Annotated in this window: 24 protein-coding genes; 17 read left to right on the top strand and 7 right to left on the bottom strand. The window is 35.2% G+C overall.

Translation table 11 applies throughout. The annotated features are described in order from the left end of the window. The first annotated feature begins 42 nt into the window (after window positions 1-42). The 3 genes from AAGD93_RS06515 to AAGD93_RS06505 all read left to right on the top strand — a co-directional run bounded on the left by AAGD93_RS06515 (window position 43) and on the right by AAGD93_RS06505 (window position 5836). The gene (locus tag AAGD93_RS06515; RefSeq protein ID WP_341819372.1) at window positions 43-2397 is read left to right on the top strand and encodes a type VI secretion protein; all 2355 of its coding nucleotides are present in this window, start codon (window positions 43-45) and stop codon (window positions 2395-2397) included. Then, window positions 2378-5227 (top strand): hypothetical protein, encoded by a 2850-nt coding sequence (locus AAGD93_RS06510; protein WP_341819371.1) that lies wholly within the window; start codon window positions 2378-2380, stop codon window positions 5225-5227. Before AAGD93_RS06515 ends, AAGD93_RS06510 begins: the two co-directional genes overlap by 20 nt. Window positions 5228-5350: 123 nt before the next feature. After that, window positions 5351-5836, top strand: a complete 486-nt coding sequence (locus AAGD93_RS06505) for a hypothetical protein (RefSeq protein ID WP_341819370.1) — start codon at window positions 5351-5353, stop codon at window positions 5834-5836. Here AAGD93_RS06505 and AAGD93_RS06500 read toward each other — a convergent pair. After that, window positions 5833-6324, bottom strand: a complete 492-nt coding sequence (locus tag AAGD93_RS06500; RefSeq protein WP_007551030.1) for an SH3 domain-containing protein — start codon at window positions 6322-6324, stop codon at window positions 5833-5835. The genes AAGD93_RS06505 and AAGD93_RS06500 overlap by 4 nt on opposite strands. A gap of 70 nt (window positions 6325-6394) precedes the next feature. Here AAGD93_RS06500 and AAGD93_RS06495 point away from each other — a divergent pair, with 70 nt between their 5' ends. Beyond that, entirely contained in the window at window positions 6395-7759 is a 1365-nt protein-coding gene (locus AAGD93_RS06495; protein WP_341819921.1) for a pyruvate dehydrogenase complex dihydrolipoamide acetyltransferase, read from the top strand. A gap of 69 nt (window positions 7760-7828) precedes the next feature. Next, the gene (locus tag AAGD93_RS06490) at window positions 7829-8461 is read left to right on the top strand and encodes a hypothetical protein (RefSeq protein ID WP_341819369.1); all 633 of its coding nucleotides are present in this window, start codon (window positions 7829-7831) and stop codon (window positions 8459-8461) included. A 45-nt stretch (window positions 8462-8506) separates the two neighbouring features. Here the strand turns inward: AAGD93_RS06490 and AAGD93_RS06485 are convergent, their stop codons facing one another. Next, window positions 8507-9736 carry a P-loop NTPase fold protein gene (locus AAGD93_RS06485; RefSeq protein ID WP_341819368.1) on the bottom strand — a complete coding sequence of 410 codons (1230 nt, stop codon included), beginning with the start codon at window positions 9734-9736 and terminating at the stop codon, window positions 8507-8509. Between the two features lie 3 nt (window positions 9737-9739). Beyond that, on the bottom strand, window positions 9740-10345 hold the full coding sequence (gene recR, locus AAGD93_RS06480) for a recombination mediator RecR (protein ID WP_341819367.1): 606 nt from the start codon (window positions 10343-10345) through the stop codon (window positions 9740-9742). A 221-nt stretch (window positions 10346-10566) separates the two neighbouring features. Here recR and AAGD93_RS06475 point away from each other — a divergent pair, with 221 nt between their 5' ends. Then, the gene (locus AAGD93_RS06475) at window positions 10567-10719 is read left to right on the top strand and encodes a hypothetical protein (protein ID WP_156517965.1); all 153 of its coding nucleotides are present in this window, start codon (window positions 10567-10569) and stop codon (window positions 10717-10719) included. Between the two features lie 663 nt (window positions 10720-11382). Here the strand turns inward: AAGD93_RS06475 and ndk are convergent. Continuing rightward, entirely contained in the window at window positions 11383-11802 is a 420-nt protein-coding gene (gene ndk / locus AAGD93_RS06470; RefSeq protein ID WP_015589428.1) for a nucleoside-diphosphate kinase, read from the bottom strand. 113 nt (window positions 11803-11915) lie between these two features. Here ndk and AAGD93_RS06465 point away from each other — a divergent pair, with 113 nt between their 5' ends. The 3 genes from AAGD93_RS06465 to AAGD93_RS06455 all read left to right on the top strand — a co-directional run bounded on the left by AAGD93_RS06465 (window position 11916) and on the right by AAGD93_RS06455 (window position 14732). Then, a complete protein-coding gene (locus tag AAGD93_RS06465) occupies window positions 11916-12884 on the top strand; it encodes a hypothetical protein (RefSeq protein WP_341819366.1) in 969 nt (322 codons plus the stop codon). After that, window positions 12885-13832, top strand: coding sequence for a ferrochelatase (gene hemH, locus AAGD93_RS06460; protein ID WP_341819365.1), 948 nt, complete (start codon window positions 12885-12887; stop codon window positions 13830-13832). 78 nt (window positions 13833-13910) lie between these two features. After that, complete coding sequence (locus tag AAGD93_RS06455; protein WP_341819364.1) at window positions 13911-14732, top strand: hypothetical protein; 822 nt, start codon at window positions 13911-13913, stop codon at window positions 14730-14732. 3 nt (window positions 14733-14735) lie between these two features. Here the strand turns inward: AAGD93_RS06455 and gshA are convergent, their stop codons facing one another. Next, on the bottom strand, window positions 14736-15896 hold the full coding sequence (gene gshA, locus AAGD93_RS06450; protein ID WP_265027222.1) for a glutamate--cysteine ligase: 1161 nt from the start codon (window positions 15894-15896) through the stop codon (window positions 14736-14738). A gap of 115 nt (window positions 15897-16011) precedes the next feature. Here gshA and hslV point away from each other — a divergent pair, with 115 nt between their 5' ends. Together hslV and hslU are read left to right on the top strand one after the other, a co-directional pair. After that, a complete protein-coding gene (gene hslV, locus AAGD93_RS06445) occupies window positions 16012-16566 on the top strand; it encodes an ATP-dependent protease subunit HslV (RefSeq protein WP_341819362.1) in 555 nt (184 codons plus the stop codon). A 1-nt stretch (window position 16567) separates the two neighbouring features. Further along, window positions 16568-18058: an ATP-dependent protease ATPase subunit HslU gene (hslU, locus tag AAGD93_RS06440; protein ID WP_341819361.1), complete on the top strand. Its 1491-nt coding sequence runs from the start codon at window positions 16568-16570 to the stop codon at window positions 18056-18058. Window positions 18059-18126: 68 nt separating this feature from the next. Here hslU and AAGD93_RS06435 read toward each other — a convergent pair whose 3' ends face one another. Both AAGD93_RS06435 and AAGD93_RS06430 read right to left on the bottom strand, forming a co-directional pair. Further along, entirely contained in the window at window positions 18127-19068 is a 942-nt protein-coding gene (locus AAGD93_RS06435; RefSeq protein WP_265021913.1) for an FKBP-type peptidyl-prolyl cis-trans isomerase, read from the bottom strand. Next, the gene (locus tag AAGD93_RS06430; RefSeq protein WP_341819360.1) at window positions 19061-20068 is read right to left on the bottom strand and encodes a polyprenyl synthetase family protein; all 1008 of its coding nucleotides are present in this window, start codon (window positions 20066-20068) and stop codon (window positions 19061-19063) included. Before AAGD93_RS06430 ends, AAGD93_RS06435 begins: the two co-directional genes overlap by 8 nt. 145 nt (window positions 20069-20213) lie before the next feature. Here AAGD93_RS06430 and acpP point away from each other — a divergent pair, with 145 nt between their 5' ends. The 6 genes from acpP to thyX all read left to right on the top strand — a co-directional run bounded on the left by acpP (window position 20214) and on the right by thyX (window position 24921). Then, a complete protein-coding gene (acpP, locus tag AAGD93_RS06425) occupies window positions 20214-20474 on the top strand; it encodes an acyl carrier protein (protein ID WP_006279836.1) in 261 nt (86 codons plus the stop codon). Between the two features lie 13 nt (window positions 20475-20487). Next, the gene (gene fabF / locus AAGD93_RS06420; RefSeq protein WP_341819359.1) at window positions 20488-21759 is read left to right on the top strand and encodes a beta-ketoacyl-ACP synthase II; all 1272 of its coding nucleotides are present in this window, start codon (window positions 20488-20490) and stop codon (window positions 21757-21759) included. Window positions 21760-21762: 3 nt separating this feature from the next. Continuing rightward, window positions 21763-21888, top strand: coding sequence for a hypothetical protein (locus AAGD93_RS06415; protein ID WP_255322260.1), 126 nt, complete (start codon window positions 21763-21765; stop codon window positions 21886-21888). 350 nt (window positions 21889-22238) lie between these two features. Further along, window positions 22239-22754, top strand: coding sequence for a CPBP family intramembrane glutamic endopeptidase (locus tag AAGD93_RS06410; protein WP_341819357.1), 516 nt, complete (start codon window positions 22239-22241; stop codon window positions 22752-22754). Between the two features lie 25 nt (window positions 22755-22779). Continuing rightward, window positions 22780-24057 carry a UDP-N-acetylglucosamine 1-carboxyvinyltransferase gene (gene murA / locus AAGD93_RS06405; RefSeq protein ID WP_341819355.1) on the top strand — a complete coding sequence of 426 codons (1278 nt, stop codon included), beginning with the start codon at window positions 22780-22782 and terminating at the stop codon, window positions 24055-24057. Window positions 24058-24066: 9 nt separating this feature from the next. Next, window positions 24067-24921, top strand: coding sequence for an FAD-dependent thymidylate synthase (thyX, locus tag AAGD93_RS06400; RefSeq protein WP_341819354.1), 855 nt, complete (start codon window positions 24067-24069; stop codon window positions 24919-24921). Window positions 24922-24939 lie beyond the last annotated feature (18 nt).

Below are 24939 nucleotides of genomic sequence, written 5' to 3'. Positions count from 1 at the left end.
TAGTATTTTTATCTTTTTTAATTATCTTTATTGAATACGCATATGCAGTTAAAAGTACCAACAGTTAACTCTAAGCTTAAAAAAAAGAACAACTTAGCATTACTAGAAAGCATTGATTTAGATTTTGTTCCTTATGCTTGTCATTACGATGAAGAAACCATACTAACAAAACAGGGAGAATTGTTAAAAATAATCAAGTTAGAAGATTATTCTTCTGTTGATAACTACAGCGACCTCAGAACTGAAATTAGAAAAAGCATATCAAAAAATATTAATAGCCTGTATTTTACCGTTTGGATTCATACCGTTAGAAAGCGCAATAAACTGAGCTTGAAATGGAATAAAACTGAAGACTTCTCTGACAACCTACATTCAACGTGGTTTAATAAACTAACTGATAGTAAATTACAGTATATAAATGAACTATACATTGTAATATTGTTTAGCGATTTTGGCAAGCATACTAATAATTCGTTTTTTTTCAATAGAATAAAGAATAAGCATAAGTTGTCTTTACAAGAAAGCCATCAGGAGTTGCAAAAGATAACTGACTTAATTCAAAATGATTTAGAACCTTTTGGAGCTAAAAAACTGGGTCTAAGGTTTAGTGAAGGTAAAATATATTCTGAAATGATAGAATTTCTCCACTATATTGTTACATTAACGCACAAAGATTATCCAATACATGAAAGGGACCTGTCGCAATATATTAGAAATTTTAAAATAGCTTTTGGTTTCAATACGTTTCAAACAATATTTGAAAATCAACAGAAATTTGGCTCTATTTTCAGCATAAAAGAATACCGGGAAATCTCTTTAGGTAATATAGATAGATGCTTGCAGCTTGAATCTGAATTTATCATTACAGAAATAATGATATTTACTAGTAATAATAAAGCAATAAAAGAATTTAAAAAACAAATCAACATGCTGCAAATTAGTGAGGATAATACCTTACTTAAAAGCTCAGGAATTGAAGAAATAATAGAGCTTGAAAAGACCTCTAGTATAGACTTCTGCCAACAGAAAATTATTTTTACAATATTTGCAGATGATAGGAATAAGTTAGCTGAAAGTATTAGTGATTTATCTTCTATAATGTCATTAGTTGGCTTCATGATGTTTAGAACTGATTTACATATGGAAAGTCATTTTTGGGCACAACTTCCAGGCAATTTTGCTTTTATTACGCAACCGAAAAATATCTTAACAAAATACGCTTGCAGCTTTGCTATGCTGCACGATTTTACGTCAGGTACATTAAAAGGAAGAAGGTGGAAAGAAGCGGTAATGATTTTTTTCTCAAAAAAAGGAAATCCTTACTTCTTTAATTTTCATGGAAAAAGAAATAATGGCCATACTACGATACTCGGAGCTCCAAATTCAGGCAGAACTTCACTCATTAATTTTCTATTATCAGAATCAAGAAAGTTTAACCCAAGAATTGTCATATTGGATAACACTGGAAAATCAATAATTTTTACTAAAGCAGTGAGTGGTAAATATTACATAATCGATCCAAAATATAAGGACAAAAGCCTAAAATTTAATCCACTAAACATTGAAGATAGTGCTTCCAATCGCAATATGTTGGTTGAACTGATCAGAAGAATGGTAGCCGATACGAGCTTGGTGGACGTAGAAGAAAAGATAAGAAAAATTGTGGATTCTATATTTGCTATACCCAAGGAATCACGTTCTATTTCACAAATTTCTGAGGTGCTCTTGCTCCTTGGGGGTAAGATAAGTAGATGGTGTGACGATGGTGACTTTGCTTACTTATTTCAAGATGGTGATGAATCAGATATTGACTGGGAAACAAAAATTATATCTCTCAACACCGCAAACCTTACAAAAAAAAAGGAATGTATGTCCGTGATACTTTACTATTTTTTATATTCTTTTGAGGCAAAATGTGATGGCTCGCCTGCAATACTTGTTTTGGATGAAGCATGGGAGATAAGTAATATTTTTCCTACAGAGAAAGAGTTTGATAACTGGATGCAAAGAATGACGGAACTAAATGTTGTAGTAATCCTAAGTACTGAAAATTTAAATCTCGCATTTGCTAGCAAATTTACTCAATATTTAGATAAACATGTTGATACAAGAATCTTGATGCCGAACGTCAATGCAAATAGATTATACATGAAGGCATTTTCTTTATCGAAAGAGGAGCTGAATATAATTCTGCAGACGCCAACACAGGAAGGTTTATTTTTGATAAAACAGTACAAAGGATTAGTAACCTTAAATCTGGATTTGAAGGATATGCAAGAAATACATGTACTTTCAGCTAACAAAGAGACTATAAAGTATATGTATGAGGCAATAAAAGAAAAAGGAGAAGAAGTTAATGAGTGGTTACCGGTATTTTATGAGAAGTGTAAAGCTTAATTTCTTATTGATATTTTTTTTGATACTTGGTCTTTCGTATCAAGGATATGCTGATTGTCCAACATTTGTAGAAAGTAATACTTGGTGGGAAGCAATAGTTGGTGGAGATTGGGTAAAGGAAATTAAGGTGCAAGCAATAAAAAATCAAGGAGTTGATGGTTACTTTAATCCCAAAATTAGAGTATGTGCTTATGATGGACAAAGTTATTGTTATGACTTACAAAGTGGGGAATCCTGCCGCCAGATATATGGAACGCAAGGTACAGGAGCTGGAGTTTCTGCTGCAGCTTTTATCGACTGGGAAGGAGATAAAACAAAAGCTGAAGGAGAAATTGCTCGGGGTCTTAAATGGGAATGGGCAGACGGTGTTACTGATGAGGAAAAAAGAAGATTCGCTAACTCTCCTAAAATATGTGCTTGCAGTCAAAAAGGGGCTTGTATGTCAGGAATTTCTTCATGGGGTTCTAGAGTATTTTCGGGTGAGAATATTTTTCGTCCTGGGGAGATGGAAAAAGTCTGTGATACCTGCTACCAAACGGCAGTAAAATGTGCTCCCGTGCCACTTGCACCTAGCCCCCCTCCATTTTGCGAGCAACTTGCAATGTCGCTTCCACAAGTTAGAATTGTTCCTATAACAGATAAAGATAATGATTACTTCAACCCTAAAGTTAAGGTAATAGCTGGTGATCTAATAGAAGAAGACGGAAAGATTGGAAAAGAATTAGATTTCCCTGAAGGGTATGGAGAAAATAAAGCTGAGTGGCGCTCTATTTTAGACAAAGATGGCATCACGTACTACTTCAAAACTTATAGAGAAAAAGATAAGCTCTGTGCTGAATACCTTGGAACTCAAAGTATAGATGAAAAAAATCCACAGTTCATCCGCTGCTTCCCGGCACCACCTGCTCCAGAGCCTGAAGTAGTAGAAATAGTACAAAGTAACGCGTCTGGAAAGCAGAGTGACACGTTAAAGATAAGAATGAAGATGAGCGAAAGCACTTGTACTTATAGAGCACATGGAACCTACAGTAATGGTTCCTGTACTTTTAATGTTACCAACCATCCTGTAAATATTGGTCCTCTATCTTTAAAAGTAGTAAAACCGAGAATAGTTGAAAGAACAACTAGTACTAGTGACAATAAAAGTAGTATTAACGATATTATAGAAGATATATTTAACAAGAGTTCTCGATTTGAAATTTTAAAACGGTATAATTACATTCCTAATATTGGGATTGAGCTTCCTAATGGTGATTCTTGCAGTCTAACAGGTCCTAAGGAAGATAATAAGTGTGAATCCATTAATTTAGAATTAGATAATATGGGACAACCAAAAATAGAAGTGGGATATATGGGAGTAAAAAATCAAGTAAATTCCAACAGTAAAATGCTTTGTCTTTCTGGGTGGCAGCCAGAACCAGAGGAGTTTGTTCTTGAAAGAGAAGGTAAGGTAGTACCACTAAAATCAATGGGAACAAAATATATTGAATACAATTCTGTTTATTCAAAGGAATCAAATCAGTTCTATTATCTTCCAAGCAAGGAAATAGGTGACCTTTTGAAAAGACCTCAAAATCAGTTGGATAAAATAATATTTAATAAGCAAGGGTATGTTTTCTTCCCTGACAACAATAAACAGGAAAAGGGGAAATGCAGTTACTGTGTAAAAAGAAATGATGAGATAGACGATACATTTAAATCTAGTAAAGGACTGAAAGTAGTATACAAATTGACGGATGTAGAGCATAGAGAAAAATGTAATCAAGGTGATGATGGTTGTATCTGCTTTACTGGAACATGCAGCCGTTCAACACGATATGTAGACAAAGAAAACACTCAACCTTTTTATACAAAGATTTCACAAAATACAAATGGCGTTGTCACGCAACCAGAAGCACCAATAAAAGCAAACAGAACGGAGGTCTTTTACGCTGATAAATTGTGTAGGTTCGATTTAGAAGGTCTCAAAAAGAAATTAAAAGAAAAATTAAAAGAGATAATCAAGGAACAGCTGAAAAATAAGAAACCAGATCTTGAAAAAAATAATGAAAAATCCTATGATCATAAAAATAAAGATGTTTATACAGATGACTTATCAATAAAATTTGATCGTATTAAAATAGAAGCGTGGGGAAGTGGTGAAGCAGGTCATATACAAGGTAGTGGCTGTGACAATCAAAAATGCCATTCTACTGAAAGCAGAGTAGGGATGCCAGGAGATTATATTAAAGCTAAACTGAAAATCGATCCTAATTATCCTATAATTAAGGTGCAAGTCACAGAGGGAGGGGGTAACCAGGAAAGTAACCTCTCAGATAAGGACGGGGGACCTGTTTTCATAGAAATGTGCAATTCGCAGAAGCAACATTGCCAGCAACTGATTACTGTTGCAGGTAGAGGTGAGTATAGAACATACGGTGGTAAGGGTTATGAGGAAACAGTAATTCATAAGCAAGATTTAAAGCTAGAGGAGAAAATTGTAAAGGCAGATAAACTGAAGTCTACACAAGACAATCAAATAGCATATATAGAAAATGGTGAAATCAAGTATGAAACAGTAGAGTGTGGAAGTGGTTTGAGAAGCAGTAGATCTGTTGCAGGTGGCTGCATTAATAAAAGCAAAGGAATTTATGGTAAAGGCTCTCCAGGGTATGTGAAGATTAGACCTATTATAAAGGAATTTGACGAAGAAGAAATAAATGCTGCTATTAAAAAAGTAATAGAGGATCTATACGATCTTGAAACTATGACTGATTTTTGGGTAGGGGATCTTAACGTGAATATAAGTGGGATAATTAAAGAGGAAGTCAAAAAAGAATTATCAAGGTAAAAAGATATAGCTCTGGAAATGATGCTCTTGTTTTAATAATTAATTAAAGTAAAGCATGTAGTAAATGGTGTAATTGCTGTATCTTAACAAAAAGGTATAACGAATGTAAGAGGAGGGTGCTTTATGTCTCTAAAGAATAAAATTTCTGAGTTAATAGAACAACAATTTAGCATTAAATACCATGACAATTATTTGGCTTACACTATACATAATTGGGCTGCAAGCGAAATATCTGATTCTATTACTTTTTGCATAATTGGTTGTGGAAATTGCAAGATTGGATATCAAGATGTTGCAAAGTCATTCAACATAACAAAAGAAGAAATTGACCAAGGTAATATTGCAAGCATAGAAAGTAAAATAAAAAGTGAAGCTGAAAAATCAGGTAGCGAGTTTTCTGAGTTCATTTCTAGAATGGATCAATCGCTAAAAGAGCAGAGTGAAAAGTCTATTGTACAAATTTTAGATTCATCCGCTGAGGAGATGTTAAGGAGTTTCTGTGATAGCCCTGTACAGTCTCCAGAGCCTCAAGAATCCTCTGCTTCATCTGAAGAGCATGCTACAGAAGGCCCAGAAACTAGTGTTAATTCAGATCTTTTGTCAACCTAATCAACCCCATATATATGTTTTTTTTGTACCCATGCTTTGCGTTTTGGGGTGGAAAGAAAGCACCATTCTTCGTTGCATTTTTCTATCTTCATCACAACAAATTTGTCTATTTTCATAGTAATCTTGCTGTCTACACTCTGTTTTTGATATCCATAAGTATCTTCTTTTACAATCGCGTAGCGCTTATCACTAAGAAGATTGCCTTTTATCCATCCGCAGTCTTCATCTATATCGCAGACCTTTTTCCAACTCTCAAACTCTTCTATCACTTTCAGGGGCAGATTTTTGCAAGTGTATATCCATTTTACAGGATAGTGAAACCCTGGCCCCGTTCTCATGTTGATCTTATTTGATTTGGTTGAAACAAAGTTGTTAGCAAACAAACTATGGCTAAATAATAAAAACAATAGGATAATAGTACTGAACCAAGATCCCAGTGTCACGCACTGGGATAACGTGAGGGATAGTGTAACAGACTTATTCATCATAATTCACGATTAGGTTGACATAAGATAAAGAGTAAATTAAAAATTGAATAGATCTTTAAATGCAAAATCAATGCCTATAGAAATATTAATGCCTGCTCTTTCACCGACAATGAGCAAAACTGGAGGAAAAATTGTAAAGTGGCATAAAAAAGAACAAGACAAAGTTGAAGTAGGCGACGTAATTGCTGAGATAGAGACTGATAAAGCCATAATGGAGTTTGAATCTATAGATGAAGGAGTTTTAGCAAAAATTTTAGTAACAGAAGGAACAAGTGGCGTGCCTGTAAATCAACCAATAGCTTTAATGCTGGAAGAAGGAGAAGATGAAAGTGCACTTAACAACTATACTTCAACTTTCATCAATAGTGCAGTTAAAAAGGAAGTGACAAAAAGTGCTGTTGATAATCAAAAATCAGAACACCAAGATTTAAACGGAAAGCCAATAAGTCATTCTTCGGTGTCATTCCAGCGCGTGACGCTGGAATCCAACCCCTCAATGTCATCCCAGTGCTTGACACTGGGATCTAGAAAAGAAGAATGGATCCCAGTGTCAGCTACTCAGATGACAGAGGGTTATGCAGAAGGTAGAACAAAAATAAGCCCATTAGCTAAGAAAATAGCTCAAAATGAAGGGGTTAATGTGCAGCAATTAAAAGGTACAGGACCATATGGTCGCATAATTAAGGCTGATGTGTTGGAGTTTTTAGGCAGTGGTATACATACTGAAAGTCCTGAGAAAGATACCATAGTTGAAGTAAGCAACATGCGCCAAGTGATAGCACAGCGCCTGACTGAATCAAAACAGAATGTTCCACATTTTTATTTAACTGTAGACTGCCAGGTTGATAAGTTAATATCGTTAAAAAACGAGATTAACTCAGCAGATGAAAACAATAAAGTAACAATTAATGATCTAATCATAAAAGCTGCAGCTTTCAGCATGAAAAAATTTCCTGATATAAATTCTTCGTGGATAGATAATAAAATACTGAGATATTCAAATATAGATATTTCAATCGCTGTGGCACTTGAAGATGGGCTAATTACTCCTATAGTAAAAAATGCTGATAAAAAGGGTATTTTATCTATATCAAAAGAAGTGAAAGATTTAGTAAGCAGAGCAAGATCTGGAAAATTGAAACCTGAAGAGTTTCAAGGAGGAGGGTTTACTATCTCCAACTTAGGGATGTTTGGTATAAAAGCCTTCAGTGCTATAATCAATCCGCCGCAATCTTGCATTATGGCAGTTGGTGCATCTAAAAAACAACCAATTGTTATGAATGAGAAAATAGAAATAGCAGAAATAATGACAGTAACGCTCTCTGTTGACCATAGAGCAGTTGATGGAGCATTAGGAGCAAAATTTTTAAATGCCTTTAAGCATTATATAGAGAATCCTCTGGTGATGTTTATTGAAACTGCGGTAACTTATTAGCATCGTTATTACAAAATTAATACCTCTAAGTTTATAATTCTACTAGTTAATAGGCTTAGAGGTAAAAAAATGAATACTACAGTAGAAAAAAATAATTCAAAAATTTTTCCTAAAAATGAAGGAAAGATTAACTCAAAAGGCATGGTTGCCCCACCTGTTCCTCCGAAATCTTCCCAAGCTAAATTTGCTGGAATAAAAGCGATTTTTGAGCGAAATGCATCTCATTCCCAAGCAAATGATAGTAATAAAACAGTAAGTAGCAATCTTGGAAGAACATTTGGCTCAACAATGCAAAAACTCATGGAAGACAACATTCATAGCACTCCTAACAAACAACGCCGTGATTCAGGGGATAGTGGTATCAGTGATGTTAGTAGCAGTACTCTTGATAAAAAAGCTAAAGCTTATAATCCGCTTGATTGGAATCCAATCTATCAAGGTAAAAAGCTCTTTAGCTTAGGCAATATGTCGAGTAATTCGTCTTCATGTAGTGAAAAAAGCAATATTTCAGATGTAAGCGATAAGTCTAATAATTCAAACATTGTTAGATGTAATATTACTAGGAGTAACAGTAAGGAAGACCTTCGTAAACCTGATGCTTCACATAATGACAAATCTGCAGGTAAAAAATTATCTAATGTCAATGTAAGCGAATTAATCAGAAAGTTTGAACAAGGTAATAACATAGTAAAAGGGCGTTAATCAAATGTTACCCTATCTTTGTATATGTGAAGGTAGGGTATCTTTTCAAAATAGTATATCCTTTATAGCTTTGTTAATTTTTGACTCCCTCTCTGCAAAAGCAGTTTCTAGAGAGGTTTTAAGTTTTTCCCATTCCTCTTGGCCATTTATGTGGGTTAAAATTAAAGATTTATATTCATTTTCAATTTTTTCCAATGCTCTTTGACATGAGGAATCTAGTTCCTCATATGCGTCAATATCTACCGATTGTAGTATTACCAAAAATGAAAACAAATTCGTATCAGGTAACTCTTCCTTTGTGTAATTCAGGAGACATAGTTTTATTTTTTTTACGCAGTATTGTATTTCCTTCAATGACAATGAGAGGCTTTCTGCATAAAATATAAAGTTATCTATAATTAAACTTTTTGATTTTTTCGGTAATTTAATATTTTCAAATAGTTCTTTTGTAAATTTTTCTATCGGTTGTTTTGGCAAATGTAAAGAGAGATCAGTAAAAGATTTTAGGTCAAAATTTGGTCCAAGTATTGTGCTGATTGCTCTTTGTACATTACTCTTATCTTTACTTACAGGAATAATGAAAACCAGCCCCTCCACATCAAGCATATACTTTATAGATTCCAAAAAATCGACAACGAATTTAGGACGGCACACATCAAGATTATCCACCATTATATAAATGTTTTTGTCTTTTCTGATTTTATTAACCACATCCGCTAACTGTGTTTTAAAATCTCTAGTACTCTCTTTTCTTCTTTGGAGAAGACTTAATTCACTCAAGACAAAACCTATGTCTTTTTTATCAGCCTCTTTTGCAGCATCAAGAAATACTGAAAGCATAGCAAGTGGAGATTTACTGATCAGCTTTCCTAGTGTGTTTAGAGAAAATAGCTCTTGGTTTATGTTCTTGAACTGTTGTATAACACTTCTTTTTACTTTATACGATACAAATAAATCTTCAAATAGGAAATTTAAAAAAGAAGGCAGTGGTTGGTCCAATGCATTGATATCCCATGCGCTATAATAAGCTGCAATTTCATTTTGTTGCTTTAGCTCTTTTACCCATTCTTTCAAAAAAAACGTCTTACCCCATCCATTATATCCTTCCAAAGATATTATTGTAAAAGACTGATCAATTGTTTTAATTATATTGTTAAATTTACCTGAAAATTGCTTATAGCTTAGACGGTCATTTTCCCAAGCCACCACTTTAAGTGGTGGCACTATTTTTTTCTTTTTGAATGTTATTAGCGATACAAGTTTTTTTAAGCACATACCTTATTTTATATTTAACTCATATTCTTGTCTTGAAGTGAGGGCTGCTTTTAGTGTTCCTTCATCTAGATAGTCAATTTCTCCACCCATTGGTATGCCACAAGCAAGGCGCGATATTTTCACATTCAAGTTTTTTAGCAATTCAATTATATATTGTGCAGTAACTTGGCCCTCTAATGTCGGATTAATTGCGATAATTATCTCTTCAACTTTAGATTTTGTCACTCTTTCCAGAATAGTATCAAGGTTGAGTTCTTTTGGACCTATGCCATTTATCGCAGACAATCTGCCACCCAAAACATGGTATAAACCTGAATATATATTTCCTTTTTCAAACGCCCATAGATCACCCAATTCTTCTACTACACACAGTAACTTAGTGTCACGTTTTGGGTTAGTACAAATAGAACAAGGTGACTTAGTATCTAGATTTCCGCAAACTTCACACTCTATTATAAGATCTGCTAGCTCTTTAATCAAAGATGCAAGTGGTAGCATAACTTTTTCTTTGTTTTGGAGTAAATGTATAACTAACCTGCGTGATGATGATGGCCCTAAACTTGGCAATTTAGAGAAAGCATGAACTAGATTCTTTATGTTAACGTTCATTCAATAAATTCAGAATAGGCAGTCAAATGGTAACATCAAACCCTTTGTAAAGAAAGTGGTAAGTTTCTCTTGATCCACTTTGATTAGCTATAGAAAAAATTTTTTACTTTAACGAAAAAAATTACTTCCGCACACTTAAAGCCTGATTATAATAGACTTCTTGCATAACCCAAACTAAGTAGAAAAAAGGTATCATCCAAGTAGCTGACACTGGTTCCTTTATGACGGCAGTACCTTCTCCTGTCATCCGAGTAGCCGACTACTTGGATCCAGGAAATTTAACTCTACCAAGTAAATGTACAATAAGAACTAGATTCCAGACTGGAATGACAGCAGTCCTACGTCATACCGCGATTCATTCGCGGTATCTCTAGATCCCGCTAACAAGTAGCGGGATGACGAATTACTTAACCGTCATACCACCACGAACCGTCATACCGCGATTCATTCGCGGTATCTCGGCCGCTAACAAGTAGCGGGATGACGGTTGTCAGGCTAGCTGTCATCCCAGTGCCCAGACACCGGGATCGAGAAATTTTAATTGTAAGTAAGCATACTGGGTTGATAAGTATAAAAGTAGCTAGAAAATAAACATTTTTGATGAGATTATATGGAAAACTGGATGCCAGTGTCAAGCACTGGCATGACACCCTTCACGGATTTTTAAATTACTTTAGCTATAAATATTAAGAAATTTACTGAGCGGAAAAAAAGGCAAAGAAACCCTAGGGTAGCTAGTATTCAAGTTTTCCCTTGTCTATTTGACGTCTTTTACTGTCTTAAACGCTTTATAAGCGCGTTTCGGCTTGTATAGGTAGAAACCTAAAAGTTTTATAAAGACATGAGGTGCACATAGTGCAAAAAATTAAGCATGATTTACGCCAAATACATTAAGTTTTTTGTCATTAATCCACTGCAGAGATTGCGAAGATAAATAAATAGCTTCAGTTTCATGATAAGGGGGCTGGCGAGGTTTGTCAAGGAAGTTTTTTCGTTTCTATGTTGTCAGCTACTTGGATGACGCCAATCTGAGTTGACTACACCAACTCACATTCAGCAAAAAAGAAAGCTATCTCCTTACGAGCATTTTCTAGACTATCTGAGCCGTGAACTCTATTTTCACTAATATCATCAGCAAAATCACCCCTGATTGTGCCTTTATCTGCCTGCTTTGGATCGGTAGCTCCCATGATTTGTCTGTATTTACTTACTGCATTTTCACCAACTAAAACTTGAACTACCACAGAACCAGAGGTCATAAACTCTACTAATTCCCCAAAAAAAGGCCTATCTTTATGAATTTCATAAAACAGCTCTGCTTGTTTTTTTGTTAGTAACATCATTTTTTGTGCTGTGATTTTCAGCCCAGATTGTTCGATGTAGGAATTTATATTGCCTGTAATATTATTTTTTACTGCATCAGGTTTTAATATCGAAAGTGTCTTCTCAATTGCCATATTATTTCCTTATATAAGATTGTATATTTATGGATTCATTTTATTACAAATTTTGATTTGATAAAAGTAGTTTTTTATTTATAGTTAAGAATAAACCATCAAGGAGGTATTGTATGGATGAATGTTGTAAAAATAACACTACTAAACAAGCTGAGCCTACCACTAAAAAACAAGCTAAATCTACTACTAAAAAATTAGTAAGTAACTTTAAGTCATCACTTTTTTGTGGAACAAAAGGATTTTTAACTTTTAATTTGGCCTTTTTAAGTTATTTGGAATATAGCATATATAAATGCACTTCATCTGCTCATGTACAACAAAAGGAAAATATTGAAAGATGTAACAACATACAGGCTTCCAAGCTTGCACTTGCTGAGGATACAGATGGCAATTTTGCTACACAAGAAATAGAGCAAAAAGAAAAAAACTTTAACCAGCAACACAAATTTTTAAGAGATACTGCTGCCTTTGCAATGAAAAGGAATACTATTCCATTGCTTGAAATGGCTATCATAGTGCCATTTGTTTGTTTTGCGCTGCCAGCTATGCTAGGCAGTATGAGCCTCATGCAATGCGCACTTATATGCGCTGCGTTGATGGTTGCTACATGTTTTGTTGTAAGAACTTGGCATGTGCGTGAGAAGTTAATGGAAAAAATCACCAACCGTAGTAGAGGAGAAATAGACGCGGAATTTAAGAAAGATACTATAAAATTTCCTATCTTTGATCAAAATAGAAAACACACCGAGTATAATTCGCCTAACTCAGGGCGACTACTGGATGAAACAAGTAGCACCTCTCTTTTCGTTAAAGTTTTACTTTTTCCCCTCAAGGTTCTTCTGAATGTCCTGCAAAGTTGTATAATGCTATCTTTAGCTGCTGTTGAACTTCTTGAAACGGTACCAAGTCTTTTTGTCGATACATTTTTCGATTGGAACTTCACATCCACCAAGAGTAACCTGAAGAGATCAGGCCACTTATTGTATGCCAGTGTAAGAAATTTAGTGCCTATAACTAAATTTGATGAGTGTGTAGCTAATTTTATAGGCACCCCAGAAGTAACTTGTTGTAGTAGTGCGTAGGTGAAAAAGGCAGTTATCTTATTTAATCTTGGCGGGCCTGATTCACTAAATGCGGTCCGTCCTTTTTTATTCAACCTTTTTTATGACAGGAGAATAATCAATCTACCGAATCCCTTTCGGTTTCTTTTAGCAAAGTTTATATCTGCGAAACGAGAAAATACTGCACGAAAAATATACGAGGAAATTGGAGGTAAATCGCCAATTCTAGAGAATACAAAAATGCAAGCTAATGCTTTAGAACTAAAATTAAACGAAAATAGAAACCATGTACACAAGGTATTCATCTGCATGCGCTATTGGCGTCCATTTGCTGACGAAGTTATTGAAAGTGTAAAACAGTTTGATCCTGATGAAGTGATTCTGCTGCCACTGTATCCACAATATTCAACTACCACAACTCTGTCATCCATCGAGAATTGGCAAAAAAATGCTAAACGGTATGGCCTAAAATGCAATACAAAAATGATTTACCGTTATTATGATAACCAAGATTTTATTGAAGCTCACGCTAATCTGATAGCTAAGTACTATAAATTGGCTAGCAAAATCGGTAAACCAAGAGTCCTATTTTCAGCCCATAGCTTACCTCTTAGTATTATTAAAAAAGGCGACCCTTACGCTTCACAGGTAGAAAGAAGCGTAGAGTTAATAGTAGAAAAGTTAGCTATTAATAACTTAGATTGGTCAATATGTTATCAGAGTAAGATTGGTCCTGTAAACTGGCTAAAGCCAAGCACTGAAAGTGAGCTATTACGCGCAAAAATTGATGGTGTACCTGTAGTTCTATCACCTATATCTTTTGTTTCTGAGCATTCAGAAACTCTAGTTGAACTTGATGTAGAATATAAAGCAATTATCAAGGATGGATATTACTTTCGTGTGCCAACTCTCAGTGCCGATTCTTTGTTTATTAAATGCTTGGCTGATTTATGCATAAATCTCCCTTAAAGCCCTGATTTATAGTGCTTTTCTTTTAGGATTTTATGTGATAGAATAACAGAAAGTTATTATTTTATTAACTATTTCATGCCAAGCAAGCTAAAAAAGAAATCTAACATACTCGCACAAAAGGTGCATGATATTTATGATCATGATTTCAGGAAGGTAATCTGCATCACAACAGGTTTAACAGCCCTATTGTGTAAGATTTCACTGCAATTTTGCTGCGAGTTTATTGACAATAATAGATCCAATATCTTTCTTATACGGAATGTTGCTCGACTAGTAAAGTTTCCGACATCTATTCTATACATTGCCCATTCTGCATTTACTCTACAGGATCTAATTAAGGATTACAGAAACCCTGAGAGTAAAAAAGAGCTGGCAAAAATTGTGGGTAAATCGGCTAATCTTGCAAGCAGCATCATAGAAGCATTGATGATGTTGAAAGTCATCCATTTTTTTACTAGGAGTAATGCAGACGTAATAAGTCACATTCACTTAACATCAACGATCCTATTTCTGTTTATTTCGGAACCTATAAGCTACTATTATTCATGGAGAAAATACCTAGATAATAAGGATCCTGAAAAGTCTGCTGAGTGTAAGAAGGACCTTATTATCAGCACATTAACTTTGTCATTAGGTTTGTTAAACTTCATATTAAAAAGAATGGAGACTGCAACCATACCAATAAACTTAGGTAATGGTATAATCTATAATTTCAACTTAAGCGTAACAGTTAGCATAATATATAGTGCAGTATTTCTGGCAGTTCAGCTTGACAAATTGTTTCAACAACCTGTCAATGATGATCCTTCCACTGAACTTGATAGTGCTGGCCATAACCATATTCAGCACGGTAATGATGGTAATGATCTGCCCGATGGTAACGCTGTGGGAATGTAAGGGTTAGAGGTGAAAAGATTTTATTTCTACTGCCAACGCTAGTACTGCTAATTTGCTAACAATACTCCAAAGTGACAGAATTTTACCTTCCACAACCTGGCTAACATCATGAAACTCACAGTCAGTGGCATTCAAGCTAGAATATACATCTTTTCTGCTATTACATCGGTATAAGTAACATGTTGGAGTATCTCCTATATAGTATATTAGCGGTTCTGCAGAACTGCTTTTAAACATGTCAATGGTTGGTACACCTTCTTGTATAATAACGCTATTGATTGCTATTCCTTCTTTTATCTTTTTCATTTTATGACGCTTTTTTTTATTGAGGTTTAATATTTCCTCTCCACTTGTTGCTGTTATAATGCCCATCCCATATGTGCCATTGCTTGCTTTGATAAAAACGTAAGGTTGTGTTTTTATTTCATATTCCTCATATTTTTTTTGCACTAGAGATAATATTTGGTCAACTTTAGTTGCTACTGCTCCTAGTGACAAATCATCATCAAAATCAACTCCATCACAGCTCTCTGTAAGCACAGAAATTAGCCATGGGTCTATTTTAAATTCGCCACAAAACTCAGATGCTAATTCTTGATAGATTTCAAAATACTTAAATTTCTGCCTGCTATGCCAACCGTATAGTGGGCTTGGTACTATATCTTGCTTTACGTCTTTCAGCGTGTCTGGAATGTGGCTCGTCATATCACGGTTCAGTATAATAACATCAGGCACAAATCCTGAAGTTGTCTTTAGCAGAGAGTTTTCTTTCACAACAGTTTCATACTGTTCTATTAAATTGTATACTTCATTATGTAAAAGGCCAATTCTAGTTTCAAAACCTGCGAGTTGCAGTACTTTCTCTATAACAAATACGTTTTCTATATACATTTTATTGCGTGTATAATTTTCCGGTATTATAAGAACCTTTTTGTATTGGTGTCTTTTAAAGTAGCTTTTTATCAATCTTGCTGCCATTGTTCTTGATTCTTCACTTAAGTTATTGAATCCTGCAGGAAATAAATTAGCGTCCACTGGGGCAATTTTGTAGCTGGAGTTTCTAAGATCTATAGAGCTATAAAATGGCGATGTAAGGCCATTAAATTTTGCTTCGAACCAATTATTTATACTTTTTTCCAAATCTGGGTGAATTATGTTTTGCATCTGCACTTTAAATGTTATAAGGAAGGTATTATATTATAAGCTATAGTTGAACATATTTAGTAAATTTGACTAAAGATTAAAGTATAATGAGATTCTTATTTAAAGTGATAGAAAAATGATTCAACACGATAACAATAAAATGTATGGCACTACTATATTATCAATTAGAAAAGATAAAAGTGTAGTAGTAATAGGTGACGGACAAGTTTCACTGGGCCACACTGTTATAAAATCTGGAGCAAAAAAAGTTAGGCGTCTTTCTGGTGATTCCGTAATTGCTGGATTTGCCGGGGCAACAGCCGACGCATTTACTCTTTTTGAAAGATTAGAATCTAAACTTGACAACCACCCAGGGCAATTAATGAGAGCATGTGTTGAACTTGCAAAAGACTGGAGAATGGATAAATATCTGAGGAAATTAGAAGCTATGATGATCGTTGCAGATAAATCTATTTCATTAGTAATTACGGGAACAGGTGATGTTCTTGAACCTGAAGATGGAATCGCAGCTATTGGCTCTGGGGGAAATTTTGCTCTATCTGCAGCAAGAGCTTTAATTGACATTAAAGGAATATCAATAGAGGAAATTGCGAAAAAGGCTATGAAGATAGCTGCTGATATATGTGTTTATACAAATCATAATGTGATTATTGAAAAAATAGAGGAGTGATATGTCTTCCAAGCAAAAAACTTTATGCACCAATTTTTCCAATCAGCCTATAACCCTTTCAGAAGGACGGTCTTGTAGTAGTGACACCTACGATGAAAAAAATGACCTCTATAAAGATACTAAGAGTGGTTTTGATTCAAATGACAGCGATGTTCAAGTTAATGACAGTACTCAAGTTTTGTTAGATGACCTGCCACCACAGAAGATAGTTAAAGAATTGGACAGATTCATAATCGGACAGGATGATGCAAAGCGTGCTGTTGCTATTGCGCTCAGAAATCGTTGGCGTCGCAATCAGGTTCCATTTCCATTGCGTGATGAAATCATACCTAAGAATATATTGATGATCGGTCATACAGGGGTTGGTAAAACTGAAATAGCTCGCCGCTTAGCAAAACTTGCAGGTGCACCGTTCATAAAAATTGAGGCAACGAAGTTTACTGAAATAGGATACGTTGGACGTGATGTTGATTCGATAATACGCGATTTAGTTGATGCAGCAATAGTTTTAGTTAAAGAGAAAGCCCATAAAGCCTTAGCTAAAAAGGCTTTAATTTTAGCTGAGAAAACAATAGTAAACTCTATGGTAGGCGAAGATGCAACCGAAGAGAGTAAAAAAATTTTTAGAGAAAGGTTGAGGAATAAAGAGTTTGAGGACGGAGAAGTTTCTATTAACGTCAGAGAGAGCAAGAGTATGTTACCTACTTTCGATATACCAGGCATGCCAGGTGGGCAAGTTGGTGTGATGAATTTAACAGAAATAATGGGCAAGATGTTTAACGGGAGCAAAAAAACAAAAACTATTACGGTGAAGGTAAAAGAAGCGCGTGAAATATTAATTAATGAAGAAAGTGAAAGGCTAATGGATGAAGATAAGATAATCAAAGAAGCCATTGATCTTGTTAGTAATGACGGTATAGTATTTTTGGATGAAATAGACAAAATTGCAGCGCGTACAGAAGTAAAAGGTGAAGTAAACAGAGAAGGAGTGCAACGCGATCTGTTACCATTACTTGAAGGAACAACTGTTACAACTAAGTATGGCCATGTAAAAACAGACTATATATTATTTATTGCATCTGGTGCTTTTCATCAGTCTAAACCATCTGACCTCTTACCGGAATTGCAGGGCAGATTACCGATCAGGGTAGAACTTAAGGCACTTACTCAAGAAGATTTAATAAGAATATTAAAGGAACCAGAATCTAGTTTGTTAAAGCAGTACATAGCTTTAATGAAAACAGAAAATGTGACACTTGAGTTCACTGATGATGGTATAAAAACCATAGCTGAAATAGCGTTTACAGTTAATAGGCAAGTGGAAAATATAGGCGCAAGAAGGCTTCACACTGTTATGGAGAAGCTTTTAGATGAGATAAGTTTCATTGCTTCTGAGAAAAATAGCGAAAAATTCATTATAGACAGCAAGTATGTAAAAGATAAACTTGAGTCAATTTCGAAGCAGCTTGATTTATCTAAGTTTATACTTTAGGAAAAACGAAAAGCCTACTTTAAGTAGTATAGAAAGTGTTCAGAAGGTCAGCCAGTAGACCTAAAATTTCAGCTATATTCTTTAGGCTGTTTTTCAACAGTAGAATGGTGTGCTGCGACCTCTTGCTTAACATCTAAGCTTAAGTCAATTATTGAGATATTTTCTTCATCATAATCTATGTCTTTTATTAACATATCGTCAGTAATAGTCAAAAGGTCAGGCGGAGAAAGAATAGTTCTTTTATTACCAGCTCTCATTCCCACAACTCCAAGCTCTATAGCAAGTGGTATTTTTTTATCGCCAACCCTAAATTGCACTGTTTGATCTTTGGCTATATATTCTCCATTATGCTCCTTTACGCTATATTTAACCGATATCTCATCACCGCACCTTACTTGTTTTCCAGTCTTGTTAATTAAGTCATTAAAAACCATCAGATTATTTACTGAGTCGGGATATTTATCCTTTACTTCGATCAGTTTGACGTAATAAGAATTAAAATTCATTTTGTTATCATTGGCAATAGTAACTACACGCTCTCCGCCTTCTTTCATACCTATTACCCCTAAACTCACTTCTTTTAGGTTATCTTGACCTATTTTCAAAGTAACATCAGAAACTTTGCTAGGGAGTGTTGCTAAGTTATTATTAGAAATTTTATATATTTGCAATAGGACTTCCAGGCCACAAAAAGCCTTGCTGCCACTGCCTTCAGTAATTTCATAAAAATTTATTGAATCTTCTTCTTTTTGCTGCGTCATTTCTTCTAAATATTCTGTCAGCCCATGCTTTTCAATATAGCGGTCAAGTGCTGATTCAAGTATTGGCTTCACTAGGTAATATGCTATCGTCTGTATCAAACCACCATGCGTGGCATTTATCTCATAAAGCTTGTCCTTTTTTTCCGGTTTACCTTTGTTTATATAGACAATAGTAAACACAAAAGTAGAAGTTAAAGTGAGAATCGTTACTACGGAAATAAGCATTTGTAATATAATTTTTCTAACCATCTTTCTTTACTTGATTCAATAAATCATATAAATAATTAGTATCCCCTGAAAGCGCACTCAAATTATCCAAGCCTTGTTTAAAGAGGCCGTCTATATAGTCCTCTACTTCACTTTCACCAAGCACAGACATTAGGTTATTTGTTTTATCTTGTTCGTAGTCTTCAATATCATCCTTAGCTTGAAAGATAAGCCCTAGATTTATTCCATAGTTATATAACGCTTTACGTTGCTTGTCTGTAGCATCCCCTATTATAGCACCTATTTCACATGAAGCTGCAAATAGTTTTGCGGTTTTCATCAAATGAATTTCTTTTATTTTATCAGCTTGGCCCGACGTCATTCCAGCGTCATACATACAGCCGTACGAATGTTGTAGTTTTAAGGTAGAAAGGGTGTCATGCAAGTAGCTGACACTGGAATCCATTTCATGTTCAGCTCCACCATCGCATGGCTTTTTGCACGAAATGCTTGTAGGCAAAGCCTTCTGGATCCCAGTGTCAAGCACTGGGATGACAGAGGGTTGGGGGCTAAAATCTATATGCTCACTGTTAATATCTAAAGCCTGTCCTCCCACCATTCCCCTAATTCCTATTGCCTGAGAAAGAACTTTTATGATCTCACAGCGTTTCTCATTTAACGAAGATAATACCTCAAAAGCCAGAGTAAGTAGTGCATCTCCGGCAAGCACTGCTGTTGCTTCATCAAATTTTTTATGGCAGCTTAGCTGGCTTCTGCGAGTATCACTGTTGTCCATGCACGGTAAATCATCGTGAATTAGAGAGTAAGCATGAACAAATTCAATTGCTGCAGCAACTGATATTACTTTTTTAGCTTCCGCGTTAAACACTCGCGATGAAGCTACGACTAAAAAGGAGCGTATATGTTTTGCAGGAGCAAGGAGTATATAACGCATAGCTGATATAAGCTTATTCTCGCTATTTTCGGGTAAGAGTTTATTTACTTCTACAATAAGCAAATTTTTTGTTGTTTCGTCTAGCATTTTTGAATTGTTAATTGTTTAGCACGTAACGCTAGCCAGCTAGGGCAGTAGAAAACTTTACTGTAGTTTACCAGTTATAAAAGATATTGCAAACATAAAAATTTTTTATAACATCAAAGAATAGGTTATTTTTTTGGTAAGAAATGTGAATAGCGAACTAGCAAAGAGCACTAGAGAAGACATAGAAGAAAAAGTGAAAAAGATTATACTAGAGCACATTAGTAAGGATGTAGAGAAATTCAACAGCTCTTCAAAGCTTTCGGAGCATGGTACAGACAGCTTAGATGCAGTTGAAATCATCATGGCAGCAGAAGAAGAGTTTGGAATAGAAATTCCAGATGAAGACGCACAAAAAATGGAAACTATGGAGCAAATAGTTGAGTACATTAATAATAAAAAAGGCTAATAGTTAGTGTTAAATGAGCAGAAGAGTAGTAGTCACTGGTGTTGGTTTAATCACTCCACTAGCGGCAGATGTTGACAACACTTGGTCAAGGCTAATAAAAAGTGAGTCTGGCATAAAAGCAATCAATACGGATAGATTTGACTCTTCTGATCTTGCTTGCAAAATTGCAGGGCAGGTGCCGTTGCAATCAGACAACATTGAGCACCATTTCAATCCACTAGATTATATTTCTGAGAAAGACTCAAAAAGGACAGATCGTTTTATCCATTACGGTATTGCAGCAGCTATTCAGGCAGTAGATGATTCATTAATTTTGGAAAGCCAAAATATCAATCGGGAACGTGTTGGTGTGACTATTGGCTCTGGTATAGGTGGTCTTCCGTCAATTCAGGAAAATGTTATTACCATGCAGGAAAAAGGGCCCAGACGTGTCAGTCCATTTTTTGTCCCTGCAAGTCTAGTAAATTTGATATCTGGCCATATTTCTATTAAATACGAATTTACAGGTCCAAACGATTCAGCAGTAACCGCATGTGCAACAGGTGCGCATGCAATCATAAACTCAGCAAGAACTATAAAACTTGGTGAAGCAGATGTTATGATTGCAGGTGGAGCAGAAAGTGCACTGTGTAGAGTTGGAATTGCAGGTTTTGCATCTATGAAAGCGTTATCAACTAAATTCAATGATAAACCCAAAGAAGCTTCAAGACCATGGGATGCAGAACGCGATGGTTTTGTTATGGGTGAAGGAGCAGGTATATTGGTGTTGGAAGAATACGAACATGCAAAAAAAAGGGGGGCAAAAATACATGCTGAACTGGTTGGGTACGGACTCACAGGAGATGCGCACCACATTACAGCACCACATCCAGAAGGAAGAGGCGCATTTAAGGCAATGCAGCTTGCTTTAAAGAGCGCACAAATTAATCCCAATCAAGTAGGGTATATCAATGCACATGGAACTTCAACGCCACTTGGAGATAAAATTGAAGTAATAGCAATGAAACAGTTATTCGGTGACTACGTTTATAAAATACCTGTTTCTTCAACTAAATCTTCTATAGGACATTTACTTGGTGCTGCAGGGAGCGTTGAAGCAATATTTAGTATTCTTGCATTAAATAATGGAATTGTTCCGCCAACCTTAAATTTACATAAACCTTCAGAAGGATGTGATTTAAATTTTGTACCGCTTAAAGCTCAAGAGCATAAAATTCAATATGTACTTTCTAATTCGTTTGGTTTTGGTGGCACTAATGCATCGCTCATCTTTGGACAAGTTTAGTTGATGTCACCCCAGTGTCTTCCTCTTGTCATTCCAGTACCCTCCTCTTGTCATGCAAGCAGCTCTCCTACTGTCATCCCAGCACGTGACACTGGGATGACAAACGGTTGTGAAAGGGAATACATATAAAAATTAAACTATCAATAGCAATTCAAAAAGAAAAAATATTCTATTCATCCCTGAAGAAGTATTTTATTGACAATTTATGAATAAAGATCAATAATGCAGAAAAGGAATTGATAGGCGTATGCATGAATTTAACCGCTATTAATTGTACATTATTTGTTGTAATTACATATTTTTTGACGTGCATTATAGCTTGGTGCTTACCTTTCAAAGACATAACATTATTAACAACATTTGTTCCGGCTTCAGTTGCAATTTTGCTAACCATTTATAATAAACAGAAGGTAAGGGATCTTTTTAAACTTAGTTCGCCAAAAAACTGTCTATTAGGGTTTATACTTATTCTGGTAAGTATGCTAATTTCCAATGGTCTTTTGTCAATTTACTGCGGTTTTTCATTTTTCCGAGAGTCTTTTACGTTAGACCGTGTAAAGGATTTGAGTGCAGTTTTGAGTCCATTAGTGATGTTATTTGTTTTATTATCAATCTTTGTGATGTGGATCATTATGTCTCTTGGTGAAGAGATCGGTTGGCGTGGCTATCTTTTGAAAAATCTTAAAAGCAAAATATCAAATTTTTATATCAGAGCAATTATTGTCGGTATTATTTGGTCAGTATGGCACATACCAACTTATGTGGTTGCTGGCTCAGCTTTGTGGAAGGATGGCTTTACATTCCCGACTATTTGTGCTTATACCCTTTATATTTGTGCAATGTCTATAATGTTTACCTGGTTGTTTGAAAAAGACAACTCGATTTGGCCAGTAACTATTGCTCATGCAACAAATAATCTTGTGTATAGTGTTTTGGGCATTCTAATGCCGTCTCCTCCTCTGTCAACTTTCGATGCAGTAATTCGCCTTACATAATGAATTATACTTTATATCTAATTAAATGCACAAGATATTAATAAGAAATAACTACAAACCTTTGGTCGGAAAAATCAAGATTAATGGCTCAAAAAATGCTGTTTTACCAATAATGGCAGCAAGTCTATTAAGTAGCTCCCCGGTAATTTTGCATAATGTACCTGATTTAATTGATGTGCATCTAATGTCTAAGTTGCTTGAAAGTCTTGGAGCAGAAGTGAACTTTATGCACAATAAAAATTATAAAGCGAACCATACTTTGAAAATTGACTGCAGCAATATCAACAATCACGTGATGCCATATAAAACCGCAAGTAAGCTAAGAACTTCTTTTCTAATATTGGGTCCAATGCTTAGCAGATTTGGCAAAGCGAGAACAGCATTTCCTGGTGGATGCAACATTGGAAAGCGTCCCGTTGATATGCATATTAAAGCATTAGAAGAAATGGGAGCTAAAATTGAAATTGACGGCTATAATATAATTGCAACAGTGAAAGGAAAGCTACAAGGAAAAGAAATCACATTTGAGAAAATAAGTGTTGGCGCAACAGAAAATGTAATAATGGCAGCAACATTTGCAGAAGGAGTGACAACAATAAACAATGCTGCAACTGAGCCGGAAGTTCTTGATTTAATAGATTTTCTGAAGAAAATGGGTGCTGATATTGAAATTGATAATACAAAGGTCATAATAACAGGAGTTGAAGCACTAAATGGATGTGTTCATAAAATAATACCAGATCGCATAGAAGCAGGCACCTATGCACTAGCTGCTATAATAACCGGTGGTAAGTTGGAGTTGGAAGGAATAAATCTATCTGATATAAGGTGTATTACAAATGAGTTGGAGACTATAGGAGCTATGGTTGAACTGTATGATGGAGGCATTGTTATTTCCAGAAAAAATGGCTCTATTAAGTCTGCTAACGTTGCGACAGATCCATACCCCAATTTTCCCAGTGATATGCAACCACAACTGATGTCTGCAATGTGCATCGCTGATGGGATATCAGTAATTGAAGAGAACATTTTTGAAAACAGATTTACACATGCAGATGAATTGAGAAAGTTAGGTGCTAATATCAGCATCGAGAAAAGCAAAGCTACTATAAGTGGAATAAAAAGCTTATCTGGAGCTAATCTATATGCTACTGACTTAAGATCAACAGCAGCTTTGGTGCTTGCTTCTTTGATAGCCGGTGGAGAAACTATAATAAACAATTCACATCATTTATGGAGAGGATATGAAGCAATGCATGAAAAACTCAATTCATGTGGAGCTGATATCTCCATTTCGTCTTGAGGATATTTTATGAATGAAGCAACCAAACGAACTATAGTAAAAGAAATAGATGCAATCTTATATGAAGAACATAAGGTATTAGACCATGGATTTATTCGAGTAGTGGATTATATGGGCTCTGATAGCGCTATAGTTCAAGCTGCTCGTGTTTCTTATGGCAAGGGAACAAAACAGATAAGTCAGGATGAAGCACTTATAAAGTATTTAATGAGACATCATCATACAACTCCATTTGAAATGTGTGAAATTAAGTTTCACGTGAAACTTCCAATTTTTGCTGCAAGGCAATGGATAAGGCATAGAACTGCAAATGTGAATGAATATTCAGCAAGGTATTCAATACTTGATAATGAATTTTATACACCTAAACCAGAACAAGTTGCAAAACAATCTGACAATAATAAACAAGGTAGCGGGGAAGCTTTTGATCGAGATACCTCAAAGGAAATAATAGATTCTCTAACAAATGACTCTAATTTAGTATATTCTCATTATGAAAAATTTATTGAGCAGGGGCTTGCAAGAGAAATTGCCAGAACTAACCTAATGCTTAATTACTACACGCAATTTTATTGGAAAATAGATCTGCATAATCTCCTTCATTTTTTGAAGCTTAGAGCTGATAAGCATGCCCAATATGAAATCAGAGTTTATGCAGAAGTTATGCTGGATATAATAAAAAAATGGGTTCCACTGGCCTACAATGCCTTTGTTGAATATTGCCTAGAATCAGCCTGTATTTCAAGAACTGGTCTAGAAATAATTCGCAAATTAATTAAAGGGGAAAACGTTACTAGAGAAGAAAGTAATATTGGTAAAAGAGAATGGGGCGAGCTGATGTCTATACTTGATAAACAATCTTAAAGATAAAGGCATACGTGT

It is taken from the genome of Wolbachia endosymbiont (group A) of Brachyopa scutellaris, assembly GCF_964026995.1.
Taxonomy (GTDB): domain Bacteria; phylum Pseudomonadota; class Alphaproteobacteria; order Rickettsiales; family Anaplasmataceae; genus Wolbachia; species Wolbachia pipientis.
This window is presented reverse-complemented; position numbering and strand designations above follow the sequence as displayed.

What these genes read in the sequence shown, in the direction of transcription:
- ndk (WP_015589428.1), bottom strand. Translation starts at nt 11,802, where the DNA reads ATGGCAATTGAGAAGACACTTTCGATATTAAAACCTGATGCAGTAAAA.
- AAGD93_RS06465 (WP_341819366.1), top strand. Translation starts at nt 11,916, where the DNA reads ATGGATGAATGTTGTAAAAATAACACTACTAAACAAGCTGAGCCTACC.
- AAGD93_RS06455 (WP_341819364.1), top strand. Translation starts at nt 13,911, where the DNA reads ATGCCAAGCAAGCTAAAAAAGAAATCTAACATACTCGCACAAAAGGTG.
- AAGD93_RS06500 (WP_007551030.1), bottom strand. Translation starts at nt 6,324, where the DNA reads ATGATGAATAAGTCTGTTACACTATCCCTCACGTTATCCCAGTGCGTG.
- AAGD93_RS06435 (WP_265021913.1), bottom strand. Translation starts at nt 19,068, where the DNA reads ATGGTTAGAAAAATTATATTACAAATGCTTATTTCCGTAGTAACGATT.
- fabF (WP_341819359.1), top strand. Translation starts at nt 20,488, where the DNA reads ATGAGCAGAAGAGTAGTAGTCACTGGTGTTGGTTTAATCACTCCACTA.
- hslV (WP_341819362.1), top strand. Translation starts at nt 16,012, where the DNA reads ATGATTCAACACGATAACAATAAAATGTATGGCACTACTATATTATCA.
- AAGD93_RS06515 (WP_341819372.1), top strand. Translation starts at nt 43, where the DNA reads ATGCAGTTAAAAGTACCAACAGTTAACTCTAAGCTTAAAAAAAAGAAC.
- thyX (WP_341819354.1), top strand. Translation starts at nt 24,067, where the DNA reads ATGAATGAAGCAACCAAACGAACTATAGTAAAAGAAATAGATGCAATC.
- AAGD93_RS06410 (WP_341819357.1), top strand. Translation starts at nt 22,239, where the DNA reads ATGCTAATTTCCAATGGTCTTTTGTCAATTTACTGCGGTTTTTCATTT.
- AAGD93_RS06490 (WP_341819369.1), top strand. Translation starts at nt 7,829, where the DNA reads ATGAATACTACAGTAGAAAAAAATAATTCAAAAATTTTTCCTAAAAAT.
- recR (WP_341819367.1), bottom strand. Translation starts at nt 10,345, where the DNA reads ATGAACGTTAACATAAAGAATCTAGTTCATGCTTTCTCTAAATTGCCA.
- AAGD93_RS06485 (WP_341819368.1), bottom strand. Translation starts at nt 9,736, where the DNA reads ATGTGCTTAAAAAAACTTGTATCGCTAATAACATTCAAAAAGAAAAAA.
- hslU (WP_341819361.1), top strand. Translation starts at nt 16,568, where the DNA reads ATGTCTTCCAAGCAAAAAACTTTATGCACCAATTTTTCCAATCAGCCT.
- murA (WP_341819355.1), top strand. Translation starts at nt 22,780, where the DNA reads ATGCACAAGATATTAATAAGAAATAACTACAAACCTTTGGTCGGAAAA.
- gshA (WP_265027222.1), bottom strand. Translation starts at nt 15,896, where the DNA reads ATGCAAAACATAATTCACCCAGATTTGGAAAAAAGTATAAATAATTGG.
- AAGD93_RS06415 (WP_255322260.1), top strand. Translation starts at nt 21,763, where the DNA reads ATGTCACCCCAGTGTCTTCCTCTTGTCATTCCAGTACCCTCCTCTTGT.
- AAGD93_RS06475 (WP_156517965.1), top strand. Translation starts at nt 10,567, where the DNA reads ATGACGGCAGTACCTTCTCCTGTCATCCGAGTAGCCGACTACTTGGAT.
- AAGD93_RS06430 (WP_341819360.1), bottom strand. Translation starts at nt 20,068, where the DNA reads ATGCTAGACGAAACAACAAAAAATTTGCTTATTGTAGAAGTAAATAAA.
- AAGD93_RS06495 (WP_341819921.1), top strand. Translation starts at nt 6,395, where the DNA reads ATGCCTATAGAAATATTAATGCCTGCTCTTTCACCGACAATGAGCAAA.
- AAGD93_RS06505 (WP_341819370.1), top strand. Translation starts at nt 5,351, where the DNA reads ATGTCTCTAAAGAATAAAATTTCTGAGTTAATAGAACAACAATTTAGC.
- AAGD93_RS06510 (WP_341819371.1), top strand. Translation starts at nt 2,378, where the DNA reads ATGAGAAGTGTAAAGCTTAATTTCTTATTGATATTTTTTTTGATACTT.